We start from the raw sequence: 23,092 nt of genomic DNA on the forward strand, positions 1-23,092 counted from the left end.
GTTGACCTACCTGTACCTGCTCGGCGCGATCCTCGCGGAAGTGGTGGCGACCAGCCTGCTCAAGAGCACCGAAGGTTTCTCCCGGCTCTGGCCGACCGTGGTCTGCCTGCTCGGTTACGCCATCTCCTTCGCACTGTTGGCGGTGTCGATTTCGCGCGGCATGCAGACCGACGTCGCGTACGCGTTGTGGTCGGCCATCGGCACGGCCCTCATCGTGTTGATCGCCGTGCTGTTCCTGGGCTCGTCGATCTCGCTGACCAAGGTTCTCGGTGTCGGTCTGATCATCGCCGGGGTGGTCACGCTCAATTTGAGTGGCGCCCATTGAGGGCAGCAGCCAGGATCGACCCAACGACTCGTAGCAGGAGAAAAGTGACCAATCGATTCCGTGGCCTCGTCCTCGTCCCGTTGGCCATGGCGCTGGCAGTGCTGCTCGCTCCGTGCGCCTCGGCCGACGCCTACACCGACGAGCTGGTAACGAAGTTCAACGCCGAGAGGCATGTGGTGACCGACCCCGGGGCAAGACCGCCACTGCAGAACGTCGACGAGCTGAATCAGCAGATCCTCGCCGGCCCGTGGACGTGGAGCCCCCAACCGCCGGTCTGGGTGGCGGCGGTGGCCCCCGGTAGCAGCGGTGTGACCACGGCGGATGCCATCCACGACGCCTTCGTGAGGCAGGATCCGAAATTCCGCGGGGTCATCGTCGTCATCGACTCGCACGGCTATCACGTCCGTGCCTACCAGGTGCCCAAGGTCGTCGCGGACAGCGTCGATCAATTGATGAATCAGTCGGCCACCGATCACGGACCGGATCCGTACGCGACGACCAGCGCATTCGTCAGCAAGCTGGCCGGCGTCCACGTGCCCGCCAACGCGCCGGTGGCCACCTCTGCGGTCGCCCACGAGAGGCACGACGCATGGGCCATGCTGAAGGTGACGCTGGTCATTTCCGGCCTTGCCCTGGCGATGGCCGCGCTGCTCTGGTTCGTCGTGCGCCGAAATCGCAAGCACCGCAAGGCCAATCGAGGAGTTGAGGTTCCCGAATGAGTACGGACAAGATCATTCGCGGCATCCTGCTCGTCATGGTGCTGATCGGAACGATCGCCTACGGCTTGCTGTACAGCCACGCGTCGACCGTGTTCAAGCTGCTCGTTCCGCTCGCCCTGCTGTTCCTTGTGGGACTGGTCATCCGCGACGTGCTCAAGGACCGGGACTCCGGAAAGCGCTGACGTCACGCCGCCATGATTGGGGTAGCGTTCTCCCAAAGTTTTCGCCTCGTCCGTCCGTCGAGAGCAAGGACTGGAGAATGAGTTCGAGTCTGTATGGCCTGCTGACCGCGATCAGCCTCGCACTGGCGGTGACATTGGCGGCCGTCGCCGGCGTCTACGTCAATCGCCTGGAGCGCCGGCCGACCGTACCGATCAGCGAGGAAATCGGCAGCGCCAAAGCGGTTTTGCACAAGGTGCGCAAACGCGAACCGATGTCGCAGGATGAGGTGGACTACGCCAGACAGGTCGTCGCCGACCGCAGGTCGGTGATGGCGCTGTGCATCCCCGGCGCCCTGTTCATGTTGAGCTGTTTTTTCGTCTTCGGCAGCCTGTACCACTTGCACGGAGCGACACCTTCCGAGCGGACTTTCCTCGGCGTGATCCCCATGCTGACCTCGACGAACCTGGCCATTCAGCTGCGCCGCAGCGCAAGTCTGAGGCGGCGGCTGCAGAAAATGCCTTGACCCGACGCGCGCTCCGGTTGCGTTGTCACTGGTCTTTGCACGATCATATGTCCGTTGAGTACATGACCGTCTACTATCCGTATGGGCTCCGTGACGGGGGCCGCGGCGAGAACACGATGTGCGAACCGGAATCTGCAGAGGTGATCGAGTGGGCCCTCGTTCAGTCGGGCGGACTGTCCTGGCGCGAATCTGGATGCCGTTGGTCGCGGTCGTTGCGGTCGGCGTGGGCCTGCTGTGCATGTACAAGGTGCACCAGTTCTCCGAGCCGGAGCCGGTCATCACCGTCAATGGTCCGCAAGCCCCCGAGCAGTTCAACCCCAAACGGCTCACCTATGAGGTGTTCGGCTCCCCCGGGCAGGGCGGCAAGCTCGTCTACATCGACATCGAGGGCCACCCGCATCAGGTTGATTTCACGTCGCTGCCCTGGACCCACACGGAGACCACCACGCTCACGGTGGCGTCCGGCAGCATTTCGGTGCACGTTCACGGCGGTCAGGTCGGCTGCCGGATGCTGGTCAATGGCGTAGTCCGCGACGAACAATCGGATGACCATCAGGACGCCGACGTGCAGTGCAGAGTGAAATCGGCATGAGCGAGCACCGCTCCGGTGAGCCCGGGGTCAAGCGCCCATTCATCCCCAGGATGGTCCGCGCTTTCGCGATACCGATCATCTTCTTCTGGGGCTTGCTCGCGGTCACGACGAATACCTTTATGCCCCAAGTGGAACGGGTCGCAGAAGAACTCGCCGGACCCATGGTCCCGCACTACGCCCCCTCCCAGCGGGCGCTGCTGCACATCGGCGAAAAGTTTCAGGAATCGAACTCGACCAACCTGACCATGGTGGTGTTCGAGGCGAACCGGCAACTGGGAGACCAGGATCACCGGTACTACGACGACCTGATGCGTCGCCTCGAACGCGACACCAAACACGTGCAATACGTAATGGACCTGTGGGGCAAGCCGTTCACCGCGGCGGGGGCGCAAAGCGTCGACGGCAAGTGCACGTACGTGCTGTTGCGCCTCGCCGGCGATATCGGCCAGATTCAGGCGAACCAGTCCGTGGACGCCGTCCGCGACATCATCAACAAAGACACCCCGCCACCCGGGCTCAAGGTCTATGTCAGCGGCGCGGCCCCGTTGGCCTCCGACACCCTCGCCATCGCCAACGCCAGCCTCAACAACGTCACCATCGTCACGATCATCCTCATCGTCGTGATGCTGCTGCTCGTGTACCGCACCCCCTCCACCCTGTTGGTGCCCTTGCTGGGTGTCCTCATCGAGATGCTGGTCGCGAAGGGCGTCGTCTCGACTTTGGGGCACTACGGGTACATCGAACTGTCGTCGTTCGCGGTGAACATCGTCATCGCCCTGACCCTGGGCGCGGGGACGGATTACGGCATATTCCTGATGGGCCGCTACCACGAGGCGCGGCAGGCCGGCGAAAGCCGGGAGGACAGCTTCTACATCGCCTATAAGGGCGTGGCGCCCATCATCATCGGCTCCGGCCTGACGATCGCCGGCGCCTGCTATTGCTTGACGTTTGCGCGACTGAATTACTTCCACACCATGGGGCCCGCCGTCGCGATCACCATGCTGTTCACCATCGCCGCGGCGATGACGCTGGGCCCGGCGGTCTTGACCGTCGGCAGCCTCTTCGGGATGTTCGACCCGAGAACCAGCACCAAGGGATATCTGTATCGGCGCATCGGGGCGAGCGTGGTGCGCTGGCCGGTGCCGATCCTGGCGGCCAGCTCCGCGGTCGTCATGATCGGCGCGATCTTCGTCCCCACTTATCGACAGAACTACGACGACCGCCAGTACCAGCCGGCCGGCGCGCCCGCCAATCTGGGTTTCCAGGCGGCGGATCGGCACTTCCCCAAGAGCAAGCTGTTCTCCGAGATGCTGATGGTCGAAACCGACCACGACATGCGCAATTCGGCCGACTTCATCTCGCTGGACCGGGTCGCCAAGGCGCTGATCCGGCTGCACGGGGTAGCGATGGTGCAGGGCATGACCAGACCCCTGGGCCGTGCCCTTGAGCACGCCAGCATCCCGTACCTGTTCACCACGCAGGGCAGCGGCAACGGCCAGCAACTCCCGTTCAACCGGGAGCAGAACTCCAACACTGACGCGCAGGCCGAGATCCAGGCGCACTCCGTTGCGGTGTTGCGCAAGGAGATCGGCTTTTTCCAAAAGGTCTCCGACGAATTGCACCAGACGGTGCTCACCGTGGAAGACCTGCAACGGGTCAGCGAAGAGATGAACGAGGAAGTCTCGAATCTCGATGACTTCTTCCGTCCGATCAAGAGCTACTTCTATTGGGAGAAGCACTGTTTCGACATCCCCATCTGTTGGGCGTTCCGGTCCCTGTGGGACACCATCGACCACATCGACCACCTGGCCGAAGACATCAACCACGCCAGAGTCTCACTCACGGAAGTGGATAAGGCGTTCCCGCAGATCATCGCCCAACTGAAAGCCACCGCCGACGACACCGAGGCGCTGCAGCTCAAGTTGGTCAACAGTTACGGGTCGGCGGATCTGCAATCCATCCAGACCGACCAGACGTTCGACGACCTGATCAACGTGGGCAACGACTTCGACAGGTCCCGCAGCGATGACTACTTCTACATCCCGCACGAGGGTTTCGACAACGAGGACGTCAAGACGGGCATGAAGTTGATGATGTCGCCCGACGGCAAGGCGGCCCGCTTCATCGTCACCCACGAGGGGGACGCGATGGGTCCCGAAGGGGTGGAGCACGTCGAGCAATTCCCCGACGCGATCAAGACGATCCTCAAAGAGACGTCCCTTGCCGGCGCCCGGGTCTACATCGGCGGTTCGGGGTCCAACGACAAGGACATCAAGCAATACGCGATGTCGGACCTGCTGATCGCGGCGATCGCGGCGTTCGTGCTGATCTTCTTGATCATGATGTTCATCACGCGAAGTCTGGTGGCCGCCTTGGTCATTCCCGGAACCGTGGCGTTCTCGTACGCCGGGGCGTTCGGCCTGTCCATACTCTTCTGGCAGCACCTCGTGGGCCTGCATCTGCACTGGCTGGTGCTGCCGCTGACGTTCATCATCCTGGTGGCCGTCGGATCCGACTACAACCTGCTGCTGATCAACAGGGTGAAAGAGGAATTGCACGGCGGCATTCACACCGGCCTCATCCGCGCGCTCGGCAGCACCGGGGGCGTGGTCACGTCCGCGGGCCTGGTGTTCGCGTTCACCATGCTGGCCATGCTCACCAGCGATCTGCGAACGATCGGTCAGGTGGGCTCCACCGTGTGCATCGGCCTGCTGCTCGACACCCTGATCGTGCGTTCGTTCGTCGTGCCGTGCATCCTGCGCATCCTCGGACCGTGGTTCTGGTGGCCGACGCTGGTGCGTTCCCGGCCGCTACCGCAGCACTGATCCGCCCATCCCACCGACACGGAAGGCCCAAATCGCATGAGCGCCAACGACACACCCCTGGCCGGCCGGGTCGCCTTCGTCACCGGCGCCGCGCGTGGACAGGGCCGCTCCCATTGCGTCCGGTTGGCGCGGGCCGGCGCCGACATCGTCGCCATCGACGCGTGCGCTCCGGTGGCGGCGCACAACGGCTACCCGGCCTCGACGCCGGAGGATCTGGCCGAAACGACGCGCCTGGTGGAAAGCGAAGGCCGCAAGATGCTGGCCGAGCAGGTCGACGTCCGAGACGCCGCGGGGCAACAGCGGGTAGTCGACGAAGCGATCACGCAGTTCGGCCGCCTCGACATCGTCGTCGCCAACGCCGGCGTGCTGAATTGGGGCCGACTCTGGGAGATCTCGGCGCAGCAATGGCAGGACATCCTCGACGTCAACCTGACCGGTGTGTGGAACACCATCAAAGCGACTGTGCCCGCGATGATTCAGGCCGGCAATGGGGGCTCCATCATCACGATCAGCTCGGCCGCGGGCGTGAAGGCCGTGCCGGGGTGTGGTCATTACTGCGCGAGCAAGTTCGGTGTGGTCGGAATGACCAACTCGCTGGCGGTCGAGCTCGGTGGGTACGGCATCCGGGTGAACTCGGTGCACCCGTACGGCACCGACACCCCGATGGGCAACGACCCCTCGATGTGGCAACTGTTCGCCGACCATCAGACCTACATTCACAGCTTCTCCCCCGGCGCCCTGCCCACCGACTCACTCGCCGACCCAAGCCTGGTGTCCGACATCGTGCTGTGGCTCGCCAGCGACGCGTCCTCGCTCGTCACCGCCGCGCAGATCCCCGCCGACAAGGGCTACCTGAAAATCTGATAAGAGCGGCCCCGCCGGCGACGGGCATAATCGTGTCGTGAGGGGGCCGGGCGCGGGAGTGCCGAATCAGCGGACCGGATCGCTGCGACCCGGCGAGCTGGCGCAGGCATCGGTGATGGGCGCCCTGTGCGCGGCAATCGCCATCATCGCGGTCGTCCTTCCGCACGGCGGGGGGCTGGGGCTGCTCGGCAGTGTGCCGATGGGATTGTTGGCCTACCGCTACCGGATTCGCGTGCTACTCGCCGCGACGGTGGCCGCCGCGGTGATCGGTTTCTTGGTGGTCGGCCTGAGCGGGTTGGGGGCGATCGCGCTCTGCGCCTACGTCGGCGGGCTGGCCGGGACCGTCAAACGGCACCACCGCGGCACACCCACCGTCATCGCGGTGTCCTTCGGCGCCGCGGTCGTCGTCGGCGCCGGGATGGTCATCGCACTCACGATCCTGACCCGCTTCCGGCAGTTGGTCTTTCACGCTGCCAGCGCCACCGTGGACGGCGCCACCAAGATCGCGGCGCGGGTACCACAGCTGCGCACGCCCGCGCACCAGTTCCAAGGCTTCTTCGCCGACGCGCTGAATTACTGGCAGTGGCTCGTCCTCGGCTACACGGTCTTCGTGATCGTGGGCGCCTCGGTGGTCGGTTGGTGGGCGCTGTCGCGGGTGCTGGAGCGGCTGCGCGGCGTTCCCGACGTGCACAAGCTGGACGCGCCGCCGCACACCGGGCCCGTCGGCCCCGTTCCCGTGCGGCTCGACGAGGTGCGCCTGCGCTACCCGCACACCGATCACGACGCCCTGCGTGCGGTCAGCCTGGCTGTCGGAGCAGGCGAACACATGGCGGTCACCGGCGCCAACGGTTCGGGGAAAACCACGCTGATGTTGATTCTGGCCGGCCGGGAACCGACCTCGGGCACCGTCGAACGCCCCGGGTCCGTGGGTCTCGGCGAGCTCGGCGGCACCGCGGTCGTCATGCAGCACCCGGAAAGCCAGGTGCTCGGGACGCGGGTCGCCGACGACGTGGTCTGGGGCCTGCCCCCCGGCCAGACCACCGACGTCGACCGGTTGCTCGGCGAGGTCGGGCTGGCTGCGCTGGCCGAACGCGACACCGGCAGCCTGTCCGGCGGCGAACTGCAGCGCCTGGCCGTGGCCGCCGCGCTGGCGCGGGAGCCGGCCTTGCTGATCGCCGACGAGGTCACCAGCATGGTCGACCGGCAGGGCCGGGAGCAGTTGCTCAGCGTCCTGTCCGGCCTGACCGAGCGCCACCGCACCGCGCTGGTGCACATCACGCACTACAACGACGAGGCCGAGTACGCCGACCGCACCATCAACCTCGGCGGCTCGGCCGGCGACACCGCTTTGGTCCAGACCGCGGCCGCGCCAGCGGCGACTGCCACGATCGACCCCCCGTCCCGCGCGCCCGTGCTCGAACTCGTCTGTGTCGGACACGAATACGCCAGCGGCACGCCGTGGTCTCAGACCGCACTGCGCGATGTCAGCTTCGCGGTCCATGAGGGCGACGGGCTGTTGATCCACGGCGGCAACGGCTCGGGCAAGTCGACGCTGGCGTGGATCATGGCCGGGCTGACCGTGCCGACCGCGGGCGCCTGTCTGCTCGACGGGCGGCCCGTCTCCCAGCAGGTCGGTGCGGTCGCAATCCAGTTTCAGGCGGCGCGCCTCCAAATGATGCGCAGCCGTGTCGATCTGGAAGTGGCGTCGGCGGCGGGCTTTTCGCCCCACGAGCACGCCCGGGTGGTGGCGGCGCTGGCCGCGGTCGGCCTCGATGCCGGACTGGCGAAGCGGCGCATCGACCAGCTCAGCGGCGGGCAGATGCGTCGCGTGGTCCTGGCCGGGCTGCTGGCACGCTCCCCCCGCGTGTTGATCCTCGATGAGCCGCTGGCCGGGCTCGACGCCGCCAGCCAGCGCGGCCTTGTCCAGCTGCTGGCGGAACGGCGCCGGGACACCGGCCTGACCGTCGTGGTCATCTCGCATGACTTTGCCGGGCTGGAGGAGCTGTGCCCGCGCACCCTGCACCTGAGCGGCGGTGCGCTGGAACCGACATCGGCGACGCCCCCGCGCGAGAGGCATCCCGCAGGCCTGCCGGACAAGCCCGCGACGCCCCGTCGCCCCGTCGTGCTGTTGCGGCCCGTTCCCGGACGCTCCCCCGTGCACGAGCTGTGGGCCGGAACGAAATTGCTTGTGGTGTTCGCCATCTCGTTGTTGTTGACGTTCTTCCCGGGTTGGGTGACGATCGGCCTGACGGCCGCGCTGGCGGTGACGGGAATCCGGCTGGCGCGCATTCCGCGAGGGGTGCTGCCGTCGGCGCCGCGCTGGCTGTGGGTCCTGCTGGCCCTCGTCGGCGTCAACGCGGCCGTGGCCGGCGGAAGCCCGTGGATCCGGCTGGGCCCGGTGTCGGTCGGCCTCGGCGGTCTGCTCGACTTCCTGCGCGTCGTTGTGCTCTCGGTCGTGCTGCTCGGCCTCGGGGCGCTGGTGTCATGGACCACCAACGTCGCCCAAATCGCCCCGGCCGTGGCCACTTTGGGCCGCCCGCTGCGCTTTCTGCGGATCCCGGTCGACGACTGGTCGGTCGCCCTGGCCCTCGCGTTGCGCACCTTCCCGATGCTGATCGACGAGTTCCGGGTGCTCTACGCCGCCCGGCGGTTGCGCCCCAAACAGCCGCCGCGGACGTGGTCGGCGCGCCTGCGGCGCCCGGCGGCGGACGTGATCGACCTGGTCGTCGCGGTCATCACCGTGACGCTGCGACGCGCTGACGAGATGGGCGATGCGATCACCGCCCGTGGCGGCACCGGCCAGATCTCGGCGGCCCCGTCGCGCCCGAAACTCAATGACTGGATCGCGCTTTCGGTCGCGTCGGTGGTGTGCGGCGCGGCCGTGGCGATAGAGCTGGCGATGGTCGGCGCCCGCTAGCACCTGCGCTGACGGGATTACCCGCGCTCGTCTTGGACGCCGAAAGTGTTGACGGCCAAGGCCAGCAGCAAGTAGCCGCCAATGGTGAAGACCAGGTCCATGCATTGCGGCTGGGTGAACAGCCGGCACAGTTCATCCCAGGTTGCTTGGCCGACGGTGCTGTCGGCCGTGAGATCGTCGACGGCCCGGATCACGGCCTGGTCGGTCGGGTCGGCGCAGGCCCCGGACCGAATGTCGTCGATCTCGGATTCGGACAGGCCCGCCCGCGCGGCGATCGGAAGGTGGTGCGACCACAGGTAACCGCACTTGCTGTGATGCACCACGCGAAGCAGCGCCACCTCGCGCACCCGCGGCGACAGCGTCGAACGCGTCAGCAGGTACGCGTTGAACGGCAGGTAGGCCGCGGTCAGGTCGGGGTGGCGGACCATGGTCGACAAAACATTGCCCGCGCCAACGGGGTTCGCCCGCTCGGCGGGAATCAGGGACGCTACGGCGGCGCGGGTGCGCTCGTTCCACTCGTCGGCGGGCAGCGGTGTCAGGCGCAGCGGGTGTTGGTCGGCCGCGGTCATTCGATCGGCTCGTCGCCGAGCACGGTCGTGCGCAGCATCTCGCGTTGGGAGTCCGGGTCGTACGGGGCCGCACGGTGCAGCACGCCGCGGTTGTCCCAGATGACGGTGTCCCCCACCGACCAGCTATGGCTGTACACCTTCTCGGGGACCGTCGCGCGCGCCAGGAGCTCCTCCAACAGGGCCCGGCCCTCGTCGAGATCCATGCCGACGATGTAATCCGTGGAGGCGCCGAGCACGAGTGACTTGCGGCCGCTGCGGTGCGTCCACACCAGGGGGTGCTCGTGCGTACGCCGAGATCGCCAGCGTTGCACCTGCTCCGGCGAGGGATCGGGATACACGCGGCGCTGCGACGCTTCCAGCGAATGCACCACCCGCAGCGTCCCGAACCGGTCCTTCTCGTCATCGGACAGGGCGTCATACGCCGCGTAGGTGTTGGCGAATTCGGTTTCCCCGCCCCATTCAGCCACTTGCACCGCCGAGAGCACGGTGGCCTTCTGGGGGCATTCATCGTTCAGCGGCGTGCAGCCGTCGATGTGCCAGTCGAAGGTGGCCTTCAGGTAGGCGGCCGAGGCGTTTTTGGACTTGTCCAGGGTGATCGGGTAGATACCGGGCACCGGATGGTGGCCGTCGGAGGAGTGGTCGACTCCGCCGAGGCGGCGGCAGAACCCGACCTGGGCCACAGGGTCCAGATGCAGTCCGCGGAAGACCAGAACCCCGTTGTCTTCCAACGCATCCAACACCGCCGCCCCTACCGAGTCATCATCGGCCAGTGCGGTGGGCTCGAGGCCCGCGACTTCGGCGCCGACGGATTCGGTGAGTTTCGTGATGGTGAGCAGACCCATGGTCGCTCCTTTCCGGGGAGGGATGAATCAGGGCACCGGCCAGCCGGTGCGGATCATGACCGCATCGGCGGCATCGACCGGGGCCGGTTGATGCATGATCTCCACCGCCATGGCGACCATGATCAGCGAATAGATCATGTGCAACAGGTTCAGCGCGTCGTCGGGCACATTGTCGAGCGGGAACTTGTCGCAGTAGTCGATCGCCTCTTCAAGGCGGGGGAAGAACGCGTCGTAGAAGGCGTGCAGCTCCGGCATCGACGCGCTGACCCGGGCGTTCCAGCGCTCGGTTTCGGTTGCCAGACACCAGGTTTGGGCGTAATCTTCCAGCTCGGCGAATGCGCTGGGCAGCATGGGCGGCATCGTCACACCCCCACCGGATCCTGTTCGCGCCGATAGGCTTCGACCCAGTCCACGGCGACCTTGTGCAGATGGCGCACCAGGATCTCCTGGTCGTTGAGCGGGAACTCGTCGACGATGCCGTATTCCAGCGCGGCCTGCGTCCCGCCGAGCATCCCGGCGTCCTGCAGCGCAAACTCTTTGAGCACCACCGAGGCGACCTCGTGCTCGATGCGCTCCCGCACGGTGCGCGCCGGATGGAAGTAGGTGTAGGCCTCGAACCGGTGCGTGTTGTGCGAGCTGGGCCAGTACCGGTACAGCAGATACCACCCGCCATAGATCAAAATCTCGATGTTCGGGAAGATCTGGAAATTGCTGATCCCCCAGGGCTCGATCCCGCCCGGGTTGAGCCCGGCCGGCAATTCGCCGATGTCCGGGGTCTCCCACGGTCCCACCAGCCCGCTGCGGGTGGCGCGCTCGATCGGGTACATGTATTCGGGCGGCAACAGCCACCGGCGCCGCCCGGCCGTGGAGACCAGCCGGTGCGGGCCGTCGAGTTGGAAATGCCCACAGGTGAATCCGGCGTTGGGGTCGCGCACCTCCGCCGGCACCTGCTGTGAATGCAGCGACGGCACGTGGTAGTACTCCTGGAAGGCGTCGGCGAAGATCTTCCAGTTGCTGTTGTTGTGCGCCACCCAGTCGTAGCGTTCGGTCAGCTTCGCGAACGGATAGTCGTCGAGCCCAGTGATCATCGGGCCGAGGAACTCGCGCAGGCTCTGGCGCGGCTCGGCGTCGAAGTTGATGAAGACGAAACCGTTCCACACGTCGCAGTGCACCGGACGCAATCCGTACTGTGCGGGATCGAGGTCGAAGAACTCCGATTCCTGCTGCACGAACTTCAACGCGCCCTGCAGGTCGTAGCGCCAGCCGTGGTACTTACAGGTGAACTGCCGGCACGTCCCGCGGGTCTCCTCGCCGGGATAGTCGTTCCACACCAATTTGTTTCCGCGGTGCCGGCACACGTTGTAGAAGGCGCGGATACGCTCATCTTTGCCTTTGACCACGATCACCGACGCCCCGACGACCTCGATCTCTTTGGTCAGGTAGCTGCCGACGCGCGGCAACTCCTCCACCCGGGCGACGTTGAGCCACGCCCGCTTGAAGATCGCTTCCCGCTCGAGTTCGTAGAACTTCCGCGACGTCGAGTCCCTGAAAGAGATGGGCCCCGTTCCCAATTCGGGGTAGTGCTCGGTCCAGGAGCCTTCCGGCGGCCGGCCTGATCTCGTCATCGAATCCTCACTATCACATCACCGATCCGCCATTGACGCCCAAGACCTGACCGGTGATGTACCTTGCTTCTTCCGAACACAAAAATCCCACCGCGGCCGCGATGTCTGCCCCGGTGCCCAAGTAACCCAACGGGATATTGCTGGCGATCTGCTCGTTGGACGGCAGGTACCCGGCCTCCTGGCCCTGGTGCTGCATCGGGGTCTCGATGCCCGAGGGTGGGATGTTGTTGACGGTGATCCCGTGTGTCGCGTATTCGCGGGCCAGCGACTTGGTCAACGTGATCACCGCGCCTTTGGATGCCGCGTAGTGGGCGGCGAACGGGGATCCGCGCTGGGCGCTCGACGACGAGATCATCACAATTCTCCCCCAGTTCGCCTCCACCATGTCCGGGAGCGCGACCTGGCAGCAATGAAACGTGCCGGTCAGGTTGACATCCACGATCCGCGACCAGGATTCGGCGGTGATGTCCAGGAAGGGCGAAAAACCGAACATCCCGGCGCTGGTTACCAGGACCGTCACCGGCCCCAGCTCGCTGCGCACCTTCGCGAATGCCTGCTCGACGGCGGAGCGATCGGTGACGTCGGCGCTCACCGCGAGCGCGGTCGCACCTTCGGCGCGCAGGTCGTCGGTGACGCGTTGTGCCGCATGCTCGTTGACATCGAGGACGGCGACTTTGAGGCCACGCCGGGCCAATTCATGGCATGTCGCCTCGCCCATGCCTGAGGCGCCGCCGGTCACCACCGCCACCTTGGTCATCGCATCCGCTCCACCGTCTGCCACCTATCGCTCATTCGTAGACCACCCGCACCGTGGGACTGGTGGGCACGGCCTGACACGTCAGCACCCAGCCCTCGTCGACCTCGTCCTGGTCGAGCGCATCGTTGTTGATCATCCGGGCACTACCCTGCGTCAGGCGGCCCATACACGTTCCGCACGAGCCGATTTCACACGAGGACGGCGCCCGCAGCCCCGCCATGCGCGCGGTCTGCAGCAACGTGTTGCCCGCGTAGTACGGCGCGGTGGTCGTCGACCCGTCCAGCACGATGGTGACCTCGTCGGTGACCGCGTCGGTGTCGGGCGGTGCCGCCGCTGCGACATCGGTCACGTCGAAGTGCTCGATGTGCAGGCGATTGGTGGGTACGCCCGCCTCGCCGAGGGCGGTCCGGACCGTCTCCATGAATTCGTTCGGCCCGCAGATGTAAAAGTCGGTGCCGTCGGCGTTCTCGACGAACGCGGCGATGTCCGCCTGCGTGGCGAAGCCGCGTTGGTCGTCGAGGTGGTGGTGCACCACGAAGCGGTCGGCGTGCCGGCTTTCCAGCGTTCCCAGGGCCTCGTCGAAGATCACCGCGTCGCGGTTTCGGTTGGCGTAAAACAGCCGTGCGTTGCGCGCGCCGGACGCCAGCGCGGTGCGCAACAGCGAAAACACCGGCGTGATGCCGCTTCCGCCGGCGAACGCGACCAGATTCCGGTCGGTGTCGTTCAGGACGAAGCGGCCCTGCGGGGGCAGGGCGTAGAGTCGGTCGCCGGGCGCGGCGGTGTCGTTGAGCCAGTTCGACACCGCGCCGTCACGGTCGCGCTTGACCGTGATGCGCAGGTCGTCGCCGACCGCGGGGGACGACGACATCGAGTAGCACCGCCGGTACTCGCGACCGTCGAGGCGGACCAGCAGCGTCAGGAATTGTCCGGCTTGGTAGCCGAACTGTGTCGCACTGCCCGGGGGGACATCGAGAACGATCGACACGGCATCGCAGGTTTCGCGCACCACCTGCTTGATCCGAAGCGGCACAAAGCCATCCGGGGCATCGACAATGTCGACAGCGCCCGCTACGCCGCCGGTCGCCGTTGCCGGACCGGCGTTCGCTGTGCTGCGGTCGTCGCCCATCTCCGTCAGAGTATCAACTACTTGCGATTAGTATCAAGTACTAGATACTGGCCCCTCATCCGTCGACGTGATCGTTGAACAGCTCATGGCCGGTGCCCTTTTCGACCACGCGGCCCAGCAATTCGCGCAGCGTCCGCTGCTCCTGTTCGGTCAGCACGCCGAACACCTCCTGGTGCGCCGCGATCGCGTCGTTCACCACGGTTTCGGCGACTTTGCGGCCCTCGCCGGTGAGGTAGGCCCGCAGGATGCGCGCGTGCTGGGGGTCCTGCTTCCTTTCCACCAGGGCCCGGCGTTCCAGGGCGGTGAGCGCGAGCTGGACGCCTTGGGGGCTGATCAGCAGCCGCCGCGCCAATTCGGCGCCGGACAACCCGGGTTCGTTGGCCAACTGGCGCAGCACACCGATCTGGGCGGTGCTCACGCCGTGTTCCCGCATCGCCTCGTTGATGGTGGTCAGGGAGTAATAGAAGGCCTGTTTGAGCAGCCACAGGATGTTGTCGGTGAGTTCCATACTGCCTCCGTTAGGCCGCGGGGCTTTTGTAGATCTGTCCGTTCTTCATGACAAAGCGGACGTCGAGCGTCCTGGCGATGTCGTCGAACGGGTCCCCCGGCACCGCGATGATGTCGGCGAGATAGCCGGGCGCCAGCCTGCCCAACTCGTCGTCGGCCTCGATCAGCTCGGCCGCCACCACCGTGGCCGCCCGGATTGCCTGCGCGGGAGTCATGCCCCGCTGCACCAGTGCGCCCAGTTCTTTGGCGTTTTGGCCGTGCGGGATGGCCGGCGCGTCGGTGCCGCACGCGATCCGGACGCCGGCGTCAATGGCCTTGGGCAGCATGGCCTTTGCGCGGGGGAACACCTCGAGCGCCTTCTTGCGCAGCTCCGGCGCGATGCGGTCGATGGCCATGGCCTCCGTCAGATATGTGGTCGAGACCAGGAAGGTGCCGTGATCGACCATCATCTGGATCGTCTCATCACTGGCCAAGAAGCCGTGTTCGATGCAGTCGATCCCGGCGCGGATGCAGGCCTGGATCGCGGTGTCGCCGACGGCGTGTGCGGCCACGCGGACTCCGGCCCGGTGGGCTTCGTCGGCGATCGCGGCGAACTCGGCATCGGAATACTGCTGCGCGCCCGGCGCGGTGCTGTGCGACATCACCCCGCCCGAGGCGGACACCTTGATCAGCTTGGCGCCGTGCCGGATTTGGTAACGCACGCAGGCGATCACGTCGGGAACGCCGTTGGCGATGCCCTCGGCCACCGATAGCGGCATGACCCCGGGCGCCAACCGCTGGAAGACCGTGGGATCCAGGTGCCCGCCGTACGGGGTCACGGCGTGGCCGGCGGGATAGATGCGCGGGCCGACGTGCCAACCCTGGTCGATGGCGCGCTGCAGCGCCACGTCCAGCAGGTACCCGCCGGTCTTGACCATCAGGCCGAGGTTGCGCACCGTGGTGAACCCGGCTTCCAGCGTGGTGCGCGCGTTGACCGCGCCGCGCAACGTGCGATAGGCGGGGTCGTCCTGCACACCGTGCATGGGCGACGGCAGTCCTTCCGGCCCGCCGGGTCCCCCGATGAGCAGGTTGAGTTCCATGTCCATCAGACCCGGCAGCAGCGTCACGTCGCCGAGGTCGACGACGGTGGCCGAATCCGGCAGCGGCCCTTCGGGATTGATCGCGGATATGCGTTCGCCGTCGACCACGATCACCGCCGGCGCGTGGATCTGGCCCGTTACGACGTCGGCCCACCGCGCCGCCCGCAGGACGGTCGCTGCGGTCATGGAACCGGCTCGGACACGCAGTCCAGGGTCGAAGCACCCGAGTCGGGGACGCGGGGTTGCTTCCAGCACTCCACCGGGAACGACACCATGATCATGGAGTAGAGCAGGTGCATCAAATTCGCGACATCGTCGGGCAGGTCGTCGAGAGAGAACTTGTCGCAGAACGACAATGCCTCTTCGGCCCGCGGGGTGATCGCGTCGTAGAAGGCCTTCATCTTGACCATGGAACTGGCCAGCCTCTTGGCGTAGCGTTCGGGTTCGCTGGCCAGGCACCAGTCGGCGAACGGTTCGAGGTCGGCGAATTCGGCGGGCAGCATCGGCATCTCGATCACACCCCCGCCGCAGATGGCTTAGTCGTCCGGCGATAGTCATCGATCCAGGCCGCGGTCTCCTTATGGAGGTGACGGATCAGGACCTCCTGGTCGCACAGCAAGAACTCGTCGATCACCTTGGACTCGAGCATCGTCTGGGTCGCCTCCAGCGTGTTGGCGTCCTGCAGCCCGTATTCCTTGAACGACACCGCCGTCAGTTCCTGGGCCACCCGCTCGCGGGGGGTGCGCGGCGCCGGGAAGTACAGCGTGCCCTCGAAGAGGTGGCTGTTGTACGACGTCGGCCAGTAGTGGTAGGTCAGATACCAGCCCTGGCCCCAGAACAGGATGACGAAGTTGGGAAACAGCTGGAACGAATCCAGGCCCCACGGATCACATTTCGCCGGGTTGAGTCCCTCGGGCATCGGGCCCAGGTCGGGTTTGTCCCACGGCCCGAACAGCCCGCTCTGGCAGATGTCCTCCATCGGCTTGCGCATCTCGTCGGCCATCTCCCACGCCCGTACCCCCGAGGTGCTGACCAGCCGGTGCGGGCCGTCCAGCCGGTAGTGCGGGGCTTCAAAGCCCGCCTCCGCGGCGGCCTTTGAGTACGCGGTCGGCGACTGGTTCGCGTGCAACACCGGTGCGTGATAGAACTCCTGGAACGCGTCCATGTAGAGCTTCCAGTTCGCCTTGACTTCTGAGCGATAGCACCAGCGCGAGACCATCTTGTCGAAGGGGTAGCCCTCCAGCCCGGCGACCATGGGGCCCAGGAACTCTCGCAGCGACTGCTCGGGCTTCTTGGCGAAGTTGACGAAGATGAACCCTTCCCACACGTCGCAGTGCACCGGCACCAACCCGTAGCGGCCCTTGTCGAGGTCGAAGAATTCCTCCTCCTGCTGCACGAAGGTGAGGTTGCCGTCCAGGTCGTAGCGCCAGCCGTGGTATTTGCAGGTGAACTGCCGGCACACTCCGCTTGTCTCGTCCTGCGGCATGTCGTTCCACACCAGCTTGTTGCCGCGGTGCCGGCACAAGTTGTGATAAGCCTTGATGTCGCCAGATGTGGTGCGAACCAGGATGATTGAGGTGTTGACCACCTTCAGCTCGCGGGTGAGGTAACTACCTTTGCGCGGAAGTTGTTCGACCCGACCGACATTGAGCCAGGCACGCTTGAAGATGGCGTCACGTTCCAACTCATAGATCTCGGGGCTGATCGAGTCCTGGTAGGACACCGGCTCGGTGCCCAGTTCCGGGTAGTGCTGAGTCCAGCTCCCCTCCGGCGGTTTAGGAAATCGAGCCATGATCGCTCCTTAAGCAGTCCAATCTCACCGAAACCTTAGGCGTCCCGCCGCTCACCGCGGCACTGCCTGCGCGAAAACAACACCTGCGCACCGGTTTCACCGATCCCTGAGAGCTCCGTCACGGCCGACGGTATATCCTCGTCTCACCAATAGCAAGTAGTTGATACTGGCCCCGGGAGGCGCGGATGGACCACAACCCCGCACTGCAAATCGTCGGCGGCGATGGGGCGCGGCCACGGGCCGGCGTGCTGCGCGTCATCTCGCCGCACACCGAGGAACCGATCGCCGAGGTCAATGCGGCCGGATCCGACGACGTCGACGCGGCGGTGTCGGCGGCGCGGGCGGCGTTCGGGTCGTGGGGCCGCAGCGAGCCGGCGGAACGGATCGCCGCGATCCGACGCCTGGCCGACATCTACGACGGACGCCGCGCCGAGATGGCCACCACGATCACGGCCGAGATCGGCGCCCCGATCAGCTTCGCCCAGCGCGCCCAGGTCGGGCTGCCGGCATTCATGATGCGCGCGTTCTGCGACCTGGCCGAACGTCATCCGTGGCAGGAGATTAGGCCGGGGTTCTTCGGGAGCGACGTGCACGTCCGCAAGGAACCCGTCGGCGTCGTCGCGGCGATCGTGCCCTGGAACATGCCCCAGTTCCTCATCGTCACCAAACTGGTGCCCGCGCTCTTGGCCGGCTGCACGGTCGTGCTCAAGCCCGCCCCCGAAAGCCCGTTGGACGCATTGCTTTTAGGCGAGATGATCGCCGAAGCCGGCCTGCCGCCGGGGGTGGTCGGCATCCTGCCGGGCGACGGCGCGCTGGGCGCCTACCTCGTCGCCCACCCCGGCGTCGACAAAGTGTCGTTCACCGGTTCCACTGCCGCCGGGCGGGCGGTCGCCGCATCGTGCGCGGCCAACCTCACCAAAGTCAGCCTGGAACTCGGCGGCAAGTCGGCCGCCCTGGTTCTCGACGACGCGGCGCCCGACAAGGTGGCCGCCGGGGTGCGCTCCGCGAGCCTGTCCAACAGCGGCCAGATCTGCAATGCGCTCACCCGTGTGCTGGTGCCCCAGGGGCGCCACGACGAGTACGTCGACGCGCTGGCGGCCGAAATGACGGGCCTTCGCGTCGGCGATCCCAACGATCCCGACACTCAGCTCGGCCCGTTGGCGTCCCGGCGCCAGCAGCAGCGCGTTCGCGACTACATCCGGATCGGTCAGGACGAGGGGGCGCGCGTCGTGGTCGGCGGCGCCGACATGCCCGACGGCCTCGACCGCGGCTGGTATGTCCGGCCCACGCTGTTCGCGGCGGCCGACAACACCATGCGCATCGCCCGGGAAGAGATTTTCGGGCCCGTCATCACGGTCATCCCCTACCGCGATGACGAGGAGGCGCTGGCGATCGCCAACGATTCCGACTACGGCCTGGCCGGCTCGGTGTGGAGCAACGACACCGACCGTGCGCTGGCGATCGCGACCCGCATCCACACCGGCACCGTCGGCGTCAACCAGGGCTACACCATGGATCCCTTCGCGCCGTTCGGGGGCGTCAAGGGCAGCGGCTACGGCCGAGAGCTCGGTCCCGAAGGCCTCGACAGCTACCTGGACACGAAGTCGATCGCGGTCGCGGCGGTACCCTAAGTCCTGCCGCTCTTGGCCGTTGTGGTCAAGCTTTGGAGTATCTGCGAACTACGTCATCCTCGCCGAACGTGCTGGTGCGCTGTTGGCCGTTGTCGTCACGGCTGAAAAATGTCCACTGCCGCGGATCGCTCTGCGGACCACTGATCATCTTGACGGTAAGGCGCAATTCAGTGGGGCGCCGCGTGCCGATGACGTCGCCGACGCGGATCTGCGACGGGTGAATCTCGGGTGCGTCGCACCAATTTTGTGTGGACATGACATCCATCCTCCTCTTGTTCGCCCCGAATGCGATTTCCGGCTCGCGTCGGGCAAGCCGCGTCCGGGTTCCGCGCCGCCCCCGGCTCCCTCGCATAGCGCTCAAACCCCGGTGGTGGGGTAGCGTCGAGCGTGAGCCGTTTCGTTGTCAGCGGTGATTCACCGCAATGGGCGCAGAGGACACCCAGAGGCAATGTGATTCCTCCACTCGCCACGCGACCGCGGACGAGCGATGCCAACCTAGGGAAATCTGTGTATCGCACGGCGCTATTGGTGACGTTGGTCCCCACCAGATTTGTCAGACGATGACGTATATGCGGGCGAGCCGGCGCGCAGCCGTCCCCGTCCGGCTCTCGGTATCCCGCGAGTTAGGCGGCGACATCGACGGGGCGTGGTGGCCGCGCGCGGACCGCATCACCAACGAACTGCCCGGACTTGTCGTGGCACTGACACCCCTGCTGGGAGACATCTGCTCCGTCAACGTCAACTGGCCGCCTCTACAACGACCGCCCGACTTCAACTGGCACGGATGGGAACACAAACGCCAGCACGTGATGACGTTCATCGGCAGCGAGGCGCGGGTGAACCTTTTGATCGTTCCCTATACGACATACAGCGCGCTTGCGCTGATGGTGCTGCGTCGCGCGGCCGGGCTGCCCGTCGACGCCAACGACCGCGACAAACCCGCGTTTGTCACCGCCGGCTCGATCCTGCAGGCCGCCCGACAACAACGCGCCGCCGGCCTTCACTGAACCGACTTCTGCAGCGGTCCACGGGGCGGTAGTTCCGCGGGGATTCGCCGTTAAGCGCTTTCGCTCACGACGAAGACGGCGACGTAGCCGATGGGGATGCCGGTCCACGTTGCGATGCAGGCGCGCGCCGCCAGCTCCACGGCGGTGCGGCCGGTGGCGCGGGTGGACCTGCCGATCTCGGGAATCCGTACCATCCATCCGTCGGCGTCGCGGGTGACCTCGACGTCGAAGCACTGACCGACCATCGGGCACTTCACGCGGGGGGCGAGTCGCTGTCGACGGGCGCCGCGCGACGCTTGTCGGCGCAGCAAAGTGGGCTGAACAGGCATGGCTGCTTTCCTGAGTCGCAATCGAACCGCGGGCTAGATTAATGCGCCTCGAGACGAAAACCTAATTGGTGGATCTCCGCCGGATAACGGCGTTGCCGAACCCGGTGTGGCTGCGGATCAGGGGCAGCTCTGCCATGGTCGCGAAGCCCGCGGGCGCCGCGCAGACCGCCGGCACGGCGTTGAGAACCTGCATGGCGGTGGCCACGCTCGCCGAACGTACGTGCTCCTCGATGCCTGCCGAGCGGCTGAAGCTGGCCAGGCAGAAGAAGTGGGCCCGCATCGACGGGTCGCCCTCGATGGTCAACGTCCAGCCGTGCTCCGGGGTGGGCCAATGCCCGGGATACTCGCCGCCGACGGTCCACAGGGTTTCGATCTCGACGAGGACCTCGCCATCGCGCCGTCCGGACCATCTCCACCGTTGTCCGGCAGTGGTTCCCGCGCGCAGCACGTGATCGAAGACCTGATGATCGGCCTGGGCGGGCACCGCCTCCACCGTGGCGCCGACCTCGTCGATGCCGGCGTTCAGTTCATCGGCGAGAAACCACACCTGCTCGGTGAACAGTGCGCTGTTGAACGCCAGGAACTCGTTGGCCGTCGGGCTGATCATTTCGACGGGCTGGCCAAATGCCATGCCGTCGAACGTGATCGAGGTGCTCTCGTACACCGACCAGTCGGCCCGCTCTTGCACGGTGATCTTGTCGATGGTGCGACTCATTCCCGACAACGCCAGCGGCAGAACGCCGGAAAGGTTGCCGGGGTTCAGGCCGCTGCCGTGCACGGTGGAGCGGCCGCGGTGGCAGGCGTCGAGAAGGCGCTCGGCATCAGATGGTGCCAAGCGCCGGGGATGAAACAAGAACGAAGTGGTGGCAACGTTTTTGCCGCTCGCGAGCAGGGTGCAGACATCGTCGATGCTGGTACGGCGCGGGGCGTAGAGGACGCAATCGGCCTGCAGCGCAAGGATTTTGCCGACGTCGGTGCTCGCCGAGACACCGATGGGGTTGCGCCCGGCCAACGCGCCGACGTCGGCTCCGTCCTTATCACCCGAATACACTCGGGCACCGACGATTTGGAGATCGGGCCGGTGGTCGATGATCGTCGTGATCATCTCCCGGCCGACCGCACCGGTGCCCCACACGATGACTTCGATGGGCGATTGATGAGTCAACTCAGCCTCTTCACGACGCTTCGATGTCCTTGTCGAACTAGGCGATGGTAACGAAGCGCTGCCGAGCAGCTTCCGAATCGCCTCGCGCCGCGCGTTGTGTGATGCAGACCACATTTAGCTGTGATATGTTGCGGGCGTCACAACCTAGGAGATTTCATGGTGGGCGTGGATCGTACGAACAAGGCCATGGTCACGCCTCGTTCTGGCGCAGCCGTCAGTTCGCACCGGCTGTTCATGGCGCTTCTGGCTGTCACGATATTCATCTGCGCAGTCGCCGGCGTCGTCGCCGCGGCGTCGACGGGACATGAGACCGCCGCGCTCGTCATTGCGCTCGTGGCCGGCGGGAGTTTCTTGACCGCCGCATTCTGCTAGCTCCGCGACGTCGATTGGCGCGCTGCGCGCCTTCTTCTTGGTGGAGCTAAGGGGACTCGAACCCCTGACCCCCACACTGCCAGTGTGGTGCGCTACCAGCTGCGCCATAGCCCCAAGTCGTGCTCATCGAAGCTACACCACCGCTAACCTTCCTTCAAAGTTGCTGCTCAGGAAGATTCAACGTGTGCGGAGACGGCAACGGTTCGGGCTCCGGGACGGGCACCGTCCGGGTTTCCGGCGCCACCACCCAGCCGACCGCGGCGATCAGCAGCACGACGCCGCTGATAGTGAAACCCCAGCCGTAGCTCAACCTCTCGGCGACCCAGCCCAGCGTCATGGACCCGACGATCGCGCCCAGGTCGGACATCATCTGCACCGCGGCCACCGGGCTGCCCGCGCGCGCCTCGCTGCCCAGGATGTCGGCGACCGCGGCCTGCATCGGCGACATGTAGATGCCCGTGACCGCGCCGACCGCCACCGCGGCGACCAGAAACCTCGGCAACGACGACGCCGCGCCCAAGAAGATGGTCGCCGCGCCGGACAGCGCCAGGCCCACGATCATCAGCGTGCGGCGCCCCATCCGGTCGGACAGGTAGCCACTGGGGATCATGGCCAGCGCGTTGCCCCCGGCGAACGCCGCGAGCGCGATGCCGATGATGCCGACGCCGCGGCCCATCACGTCGGTGATGAACAACGGGACCAGGGCGACGCGAAGGCCGAACGCCGACCAGCCGGTCGCGAAATTGGCCCCCAACGACGACCAATAGGCGCGGAAGCGCAACGCCTCCCGCATCGTCACCGTCGACCGTGTCGGCGGCCCCGGCGCGGCCAGGGCCGAATTCCGCAAACTGAAAAACAGCACCACCGCCACCCCGAGCAACGCGACGCCGTACACGATGAAAGGTGCCGTGAGCCCCCAACCGGCCGCCAAGGCGCCGACGGCGGGGCCGCCCACCGCGCCCACCATGAACGACGTGGTGAAAAGGCCCGCGACCCGTCCGCGCGCATTGGGCGGGCTGATATGGATCATCAGGCCCAGGGCCGAGACATAAAACATTGTCGAGCCGACGCCGCTGATGACGCGGAAAGCCAGCAATTGCCAGTAAGCCTGGGAAAACGCACACGCCGCGGTGGAGACCGCGACGATCACCATGCCGCCGATGTAGATGCGCCGCTCTCCCAGCCGCTGCACCAGCTGCCCGCTGACCGGCGCAAAACACAGCCGGGCCAACGAAAAGACGGTGACCAAGAAAGTCACCGCCTTAATGCTGACCCCGAAACTGCGGGCGAAAGACGGCAGCGCCGGTGAAATGACCCCGTAACCGAGCGCGACCACGATATTTGCCCAGCTAAGGATCCAAACT

Annotated in this window: 25 protein-coding genes and 1 tRNA gene; 11 read left to right on the forward strand and 15 right to left on the reverse strand. The window is 66.1% G+C overall.

The genetic code is table 11. The features are described from left to right. Nucleotide 1 precedes the first annotated feature (1 nt). The 8 genes from G6N26_RS10835 to G6N26_RS10870 all read left to right on the forward strand — a co-directional run bounded on the left by G6N26_RS10835 (nucleotide 2) and on the right by G6N26_RS10870 (nucleotide 8,927). Nucleotides 2–325 (forward strand): DMT family transporter, encoded by a 324-nt coding sequence (locus G6N26_RS10835; protein ID WP_082991531.1) that lies wholly within the window; start codon nucleotides 2–4, stop codon nucleotides 323–325. Between the two features lie 44 nt (nucleotides 326–369). Then, the gene (locus G6N26_RS10840; RefSeq protein WP_083019602.1) at nucleotides 370–1,044 is read left to right on the forward strand and encodes a hypothetical protein; all 675 of its coding nucleotides are present in this window, start codon (nucleotides 370–372) and stop codon (nucleotides 1,042–1,044) included. Next, nucleotides 1,041–1,226: a hypothetical protein gene (locus G6N26_RS10845; RefSeq protein ID WP_067174383.1), complete on the forward strand. Its 186-nt coding sequence runs from the start codon at nucleotides 1,041–1,043 to the stop codon at nucleotides 1,224–1,226. Before G6N26_RS10840 ends, G6N26_RS10845 begins: the two co-directional genes overlap by 4 nt. 77 nt (nucleotides 1,227–1,303) lie before the next feature. After that, entirely contained in the window at nucleotides 1,304–1,729 is a 426-nt protein-coding gene (locus G6N26_RS10850; RefSeq protein WP_067174394.1) for a hypothetical protein, read from the forward strand. A gap of 193 nt (nucleotides 1,730–1,922) precedes the next feature. Then, nucleotides 1,923–2,321: an MmpS family transport accessory protein gene (locus G6N26_RS10855; RefSeq protein WP_067174399.1), complete on the forward strand. Its 399-nt coding sequence runs from the start codon at nucleotides 1,923–1,925 to the stop codon at nucleotides 2,319–2,321. Beyond that, complete coding sequence (locus G6N26_RS10860; protein ID WP_067174408.1) at nucleotides 2,318–5,146, forward strand: MMPL/RND family transporter; 2,829 nt, start codon at nucleotides 2,318–2,320, stop codon at nucleotides 5,144–5,146. The genes G6N26_RS10855 and G6N26_RS10860 overlap by 4 nt, the downstream gene beginning before the upstream one ends. 36 nt (nucleotides 5,147–5,182) lie before the next feature. After that, nucleotides 5,183–6,010, forward strand: a complete 828-nt coding sequence (locus tag G6N26_RS10865; RefSeq protein ID WP_083019601.1) for a mycofactocin-coupled SDR family oxidoreductase — start codon at nucleotides 5,183–5,185, stop codon at nucleotides 6,008–6,010. 37 nt (nucleotides 6,011–6,047) lie between these two features. Then, a complete protein-coding gene (locus tag G6N26_RS10870; protein ID WP_139799203.1) occupies nucleotides 6,048–8,927 on the forward strand; it encodes an ATP-binding cassette domain-containing protein in 2,880 nt (959 codons plus the stop codon). Nucleotides 8,928–8,944: 17 nt separating this feature from the next. Here G6N26_RS10870 and G6N26_RS10875 read toward each other — a convergent pair whose 3' ends face one another. Genes G6N26_RS10875 through G6N26_RS10920 form a run of 10 tightly spaced genes read right to left on the reverse strand, consistent with a single transcriptional unit; the run spans nucleotide 8,945 to nucleotide 17,224 of the window. Continuing rightward, nucleotides 8,945–9,496: a carboxymuconolactone decarboxylase family protein gene (locus tag G6N26_RS10875; RefSeq protein WP_067174424.1), complete on the reverse strand. Its 552-nt coding sequence runs from the start codon at nucleotides 9,494–9,496 to the stop codon at nucleotides 8,945–8,947. Next, a complete protein-coding gene (locus tag G6N26_RS10880; RefSeq protein WP_067174435.1) occupies nucleotides 9,493–10,338 on the reverse strand; it encodes a TauD/TfdA dioxygenase family protein in 846 nt (281 codons plus the stop codon). The genes G6N26_RS10875 and G6N26_RS10880 overlap by 4 nt, the downstream gene beginning before the upstream one ends. A gap of 27 nt (nucleotides 10,339–10,365) precedes the next feature. Next, the gene (locus tag G6N26_RS10885) at nucleotides 10,366–10,704 is read right to left on the reverse strand and encodes a hypothetical protein (RefSeq protein ID WP_067174446.1); all 339 of its coding nucleotides are present in this window, start codon (nucleotides 10,702–10,704) and stop codon (nucleotides 10,366–10,368) included. Continuing rightward, complete coding sequence (locus G6N26_RS10890) at nucleotides 10,701–11,963, reverse strand: aromatic ring-hydroxylating oxygenase subunit alpha (protein WP_083019599.1); 1,263 nt, start codon at nucleotides 11,961–11,963, stop codon at nucleotides 10,701–10,703. The genes G6N26_RS10885 and G6N26_RS10890 overlap by 4 nt, the downstream gene beginning before the upstream one ends. Before the next feature lie 13 nt (nucleotides 11,964–11,976). Next, a complete protein-coding gene (locus tag G6N26_RS10895; RefSeq protein ID WP_067174459.1) occupies nucleotides 11,977–12,720 on the reverse strand; it encodes an SDR family NAD(P)-dependent oxidoreductase in 744 nt (247 codons plus the stop codon). A 31-nt stretch (nucleotides 12,721–12,751) separates the two neighbouring features. Then, nucleotides 12,752–13,846 (reverse strand): ferredoxin--NADP reductase, encoded by a 1,095-nt coding sequence (locus G6N26_RS10900; protein WP_083019597.1) that lies wholly within the window; start codon nucleotides 13,844–13,846, stop codon nucleotides 12,752–12,754. A 55-nt stretch (nucleotides 13,847–13,901) separates the two neighbouring features. After that, complete coding sequence (locus G6N26_RS10905) at nucleotides 13,902–14,354, reverse strand: MarR family winged helix-turn-helix transcriptional regulator (protein WP_067174465.1); 453 nt, start codon at nucleotides 14,352–14,354, stop codon at nucleotides 13,902–13,904. A 10-nt stretch (nucleotides 14,355–14,364) separates the two neighbouring features. Continuing rightward, a complete protein-coding gene (locus G6N26_RS10910; protein ID WP_067174469.1) occupies nucleotides 14,365–15,618 on the reverse strand; it encodes a metal-dependent hydrolase family protein in 1,254 nt (417 codons plus the stop codon). Then, a complete protein-coding gene (locus G6N26_RS10915) occupies nucleotides 15,615–15,950 on the reverse strand; it encodes a hypothetical protein (protein WP_163648775.1) in 336 nt (111 codons plus the stop codon). The genes G6N26_RS10910 and G6N26_RS10915 overlap by 4 nt, the downstream gene beginning before the upstream one ends. Then, a complete protein-coding gene (locus tag G6N26_RS10920) occupies nucleotides 15,947–17,224 on the reverse strand; it encodes an aromatic ring-hydroxylating oxygenase subunit alpha (protein WP_083019595.1) in 1,278 nt (425 codons plus the stop codon). The genes G6N26_RS10915 and G6N26_RS10920 overlap by 4 nt, the downstream gene beginning before the upstream one ends. A 185-nt stretch (nucleotides 17,225–17,409) precedes the next feature. On the opposite strand from G6N26_RS10920, the gene G6N26_RS10925 reads away from it, so the two are divergent. After that, nucleotides 17,410–18,855: an aldehyde dehydrogenase gene (locus tag G6N26_RS10925; protein ID WP_083019593.1), complete on the forward strand. Its 1,446-nt coding sequence runs from the start codon at nucleotides 17,410–17,412 to the stop codon at nucleotides 18,853–18,855. 25 nt (nucleotides 18,856–18,880) lie between these two features. Here G6N26_RS10925 and G6N26_RS10930 read toward each other — a convergent pair whose 3' ends face one another. Continuing rightward, nucleotides 18,881–19,111, reverse strand: a complete 231-nt coding sequence (locus G6N26_RS10930; RefSeq protein WP_067174555.1) for a hypothetical protein — start codon at nucleotides 19,109–19,111, stop codon at nucleotides 18,881–18,883. A 304-nt stretch (nucleotides 19,112–19,415) separates the two neighbouring features. Here G6N26_RS10930 and G6N26_RS10935 point away from each other — a divergent pair, with 304 nt between their 5' ends. Beyond that, nucleotides 19,416–19,862, forward strand: a complete 447-nt coding sequence (locus tag G6N26_RS10935) for a DUF5994 family protein (RefSeq protein ID WP_372460818.1) — start codon at nucleotides 19,416–19,418, stop codon at nucleotides 19,860–19,862. 50 nt (nucleotides 19,863–19,912) lie between these two features. Here the strand turns inward: G6N26_RS10935 and G6N26_RS10940 are convergent, their stop codons facing one another. Together G6N26_RS10940 and G6N26_RS10945 are read right to left on the reverse strand one after the other, a co-directional pair. Then, nucleotides 19,913–20,107, reverse strand: coding sequence for a long chain fatty acid-CoA synthetase Faa4p (locus G6N26_RS10940; protein ID WP_067174482.1), 195 nt, complete (start codon nucleotides 20,105–20,107; stop codon nucleotides 19,913–19,915). 145 nt (nucleotides 20,108–20,252) lie between these two features. Next, nucleotides 20,253–21,296, reverse strand: coding sequence for a dihydrodipicolinate reductase (locus tag G6N26_RS10945; RefSeq protein WP_083019616.1), 1,044 nt, complete (start codon nucleotides 21,294–21,296; stop codon nucleotides 20,253–20,255). A gap of 216 nt (nucleotides 21,297–21,512) precedes the next feature. On the opposite strand from G6N26_RS10945, the gene G6N26_RS10950 reads away from it, so the two are divergent. Next, nucleotides 21,513–21,728: a hypothetical protein gene (locus G6N26_RS10950; RefSeq protein ID WP_169925537.1), complete on the forward strand. Its 216-nt coding sequence runs from the start codon at nucleotides 21,513–21,515 to the stop codon at nucleotides 21,726–21,728. Between the two features lie 38 nt (nucleotides 21,729–21,766). On the opposite strand, the gene G6N26_RS10955 is transcribed toward G6N26_RS10950, so the two are convergent. Then, nucleotides 21,767–21,842: transfer RNA gene (locus G6N26_RS10955), tRNA-Ala, on the reverse strand. A gap of 40 nt (nucleotides 21,843–21,882) precedes the next feature. Further along, nucleotides 21,883–23,064, reverse strand: a complete 1,182-nt coding sequence (locus G6N26_RS10960; protein ID WP_067174486.1) for an MFS transporter — start codon at nucleotides 23,062–23,064, stop codon at nucleotides 21,883–21,885. Nucleotides 23,065–23,092 lie beyond the last annotated feature (28 nt).

This window comes from Mycobacterium marseillense (assembly GCF_010731675.1).
Lineage (GTDB): Bacteria > Actinomycetota > Actinomycetes > Mycobacteriales > Mycobacteriaceae > Mycobacterium > Mycobacterium marseillense.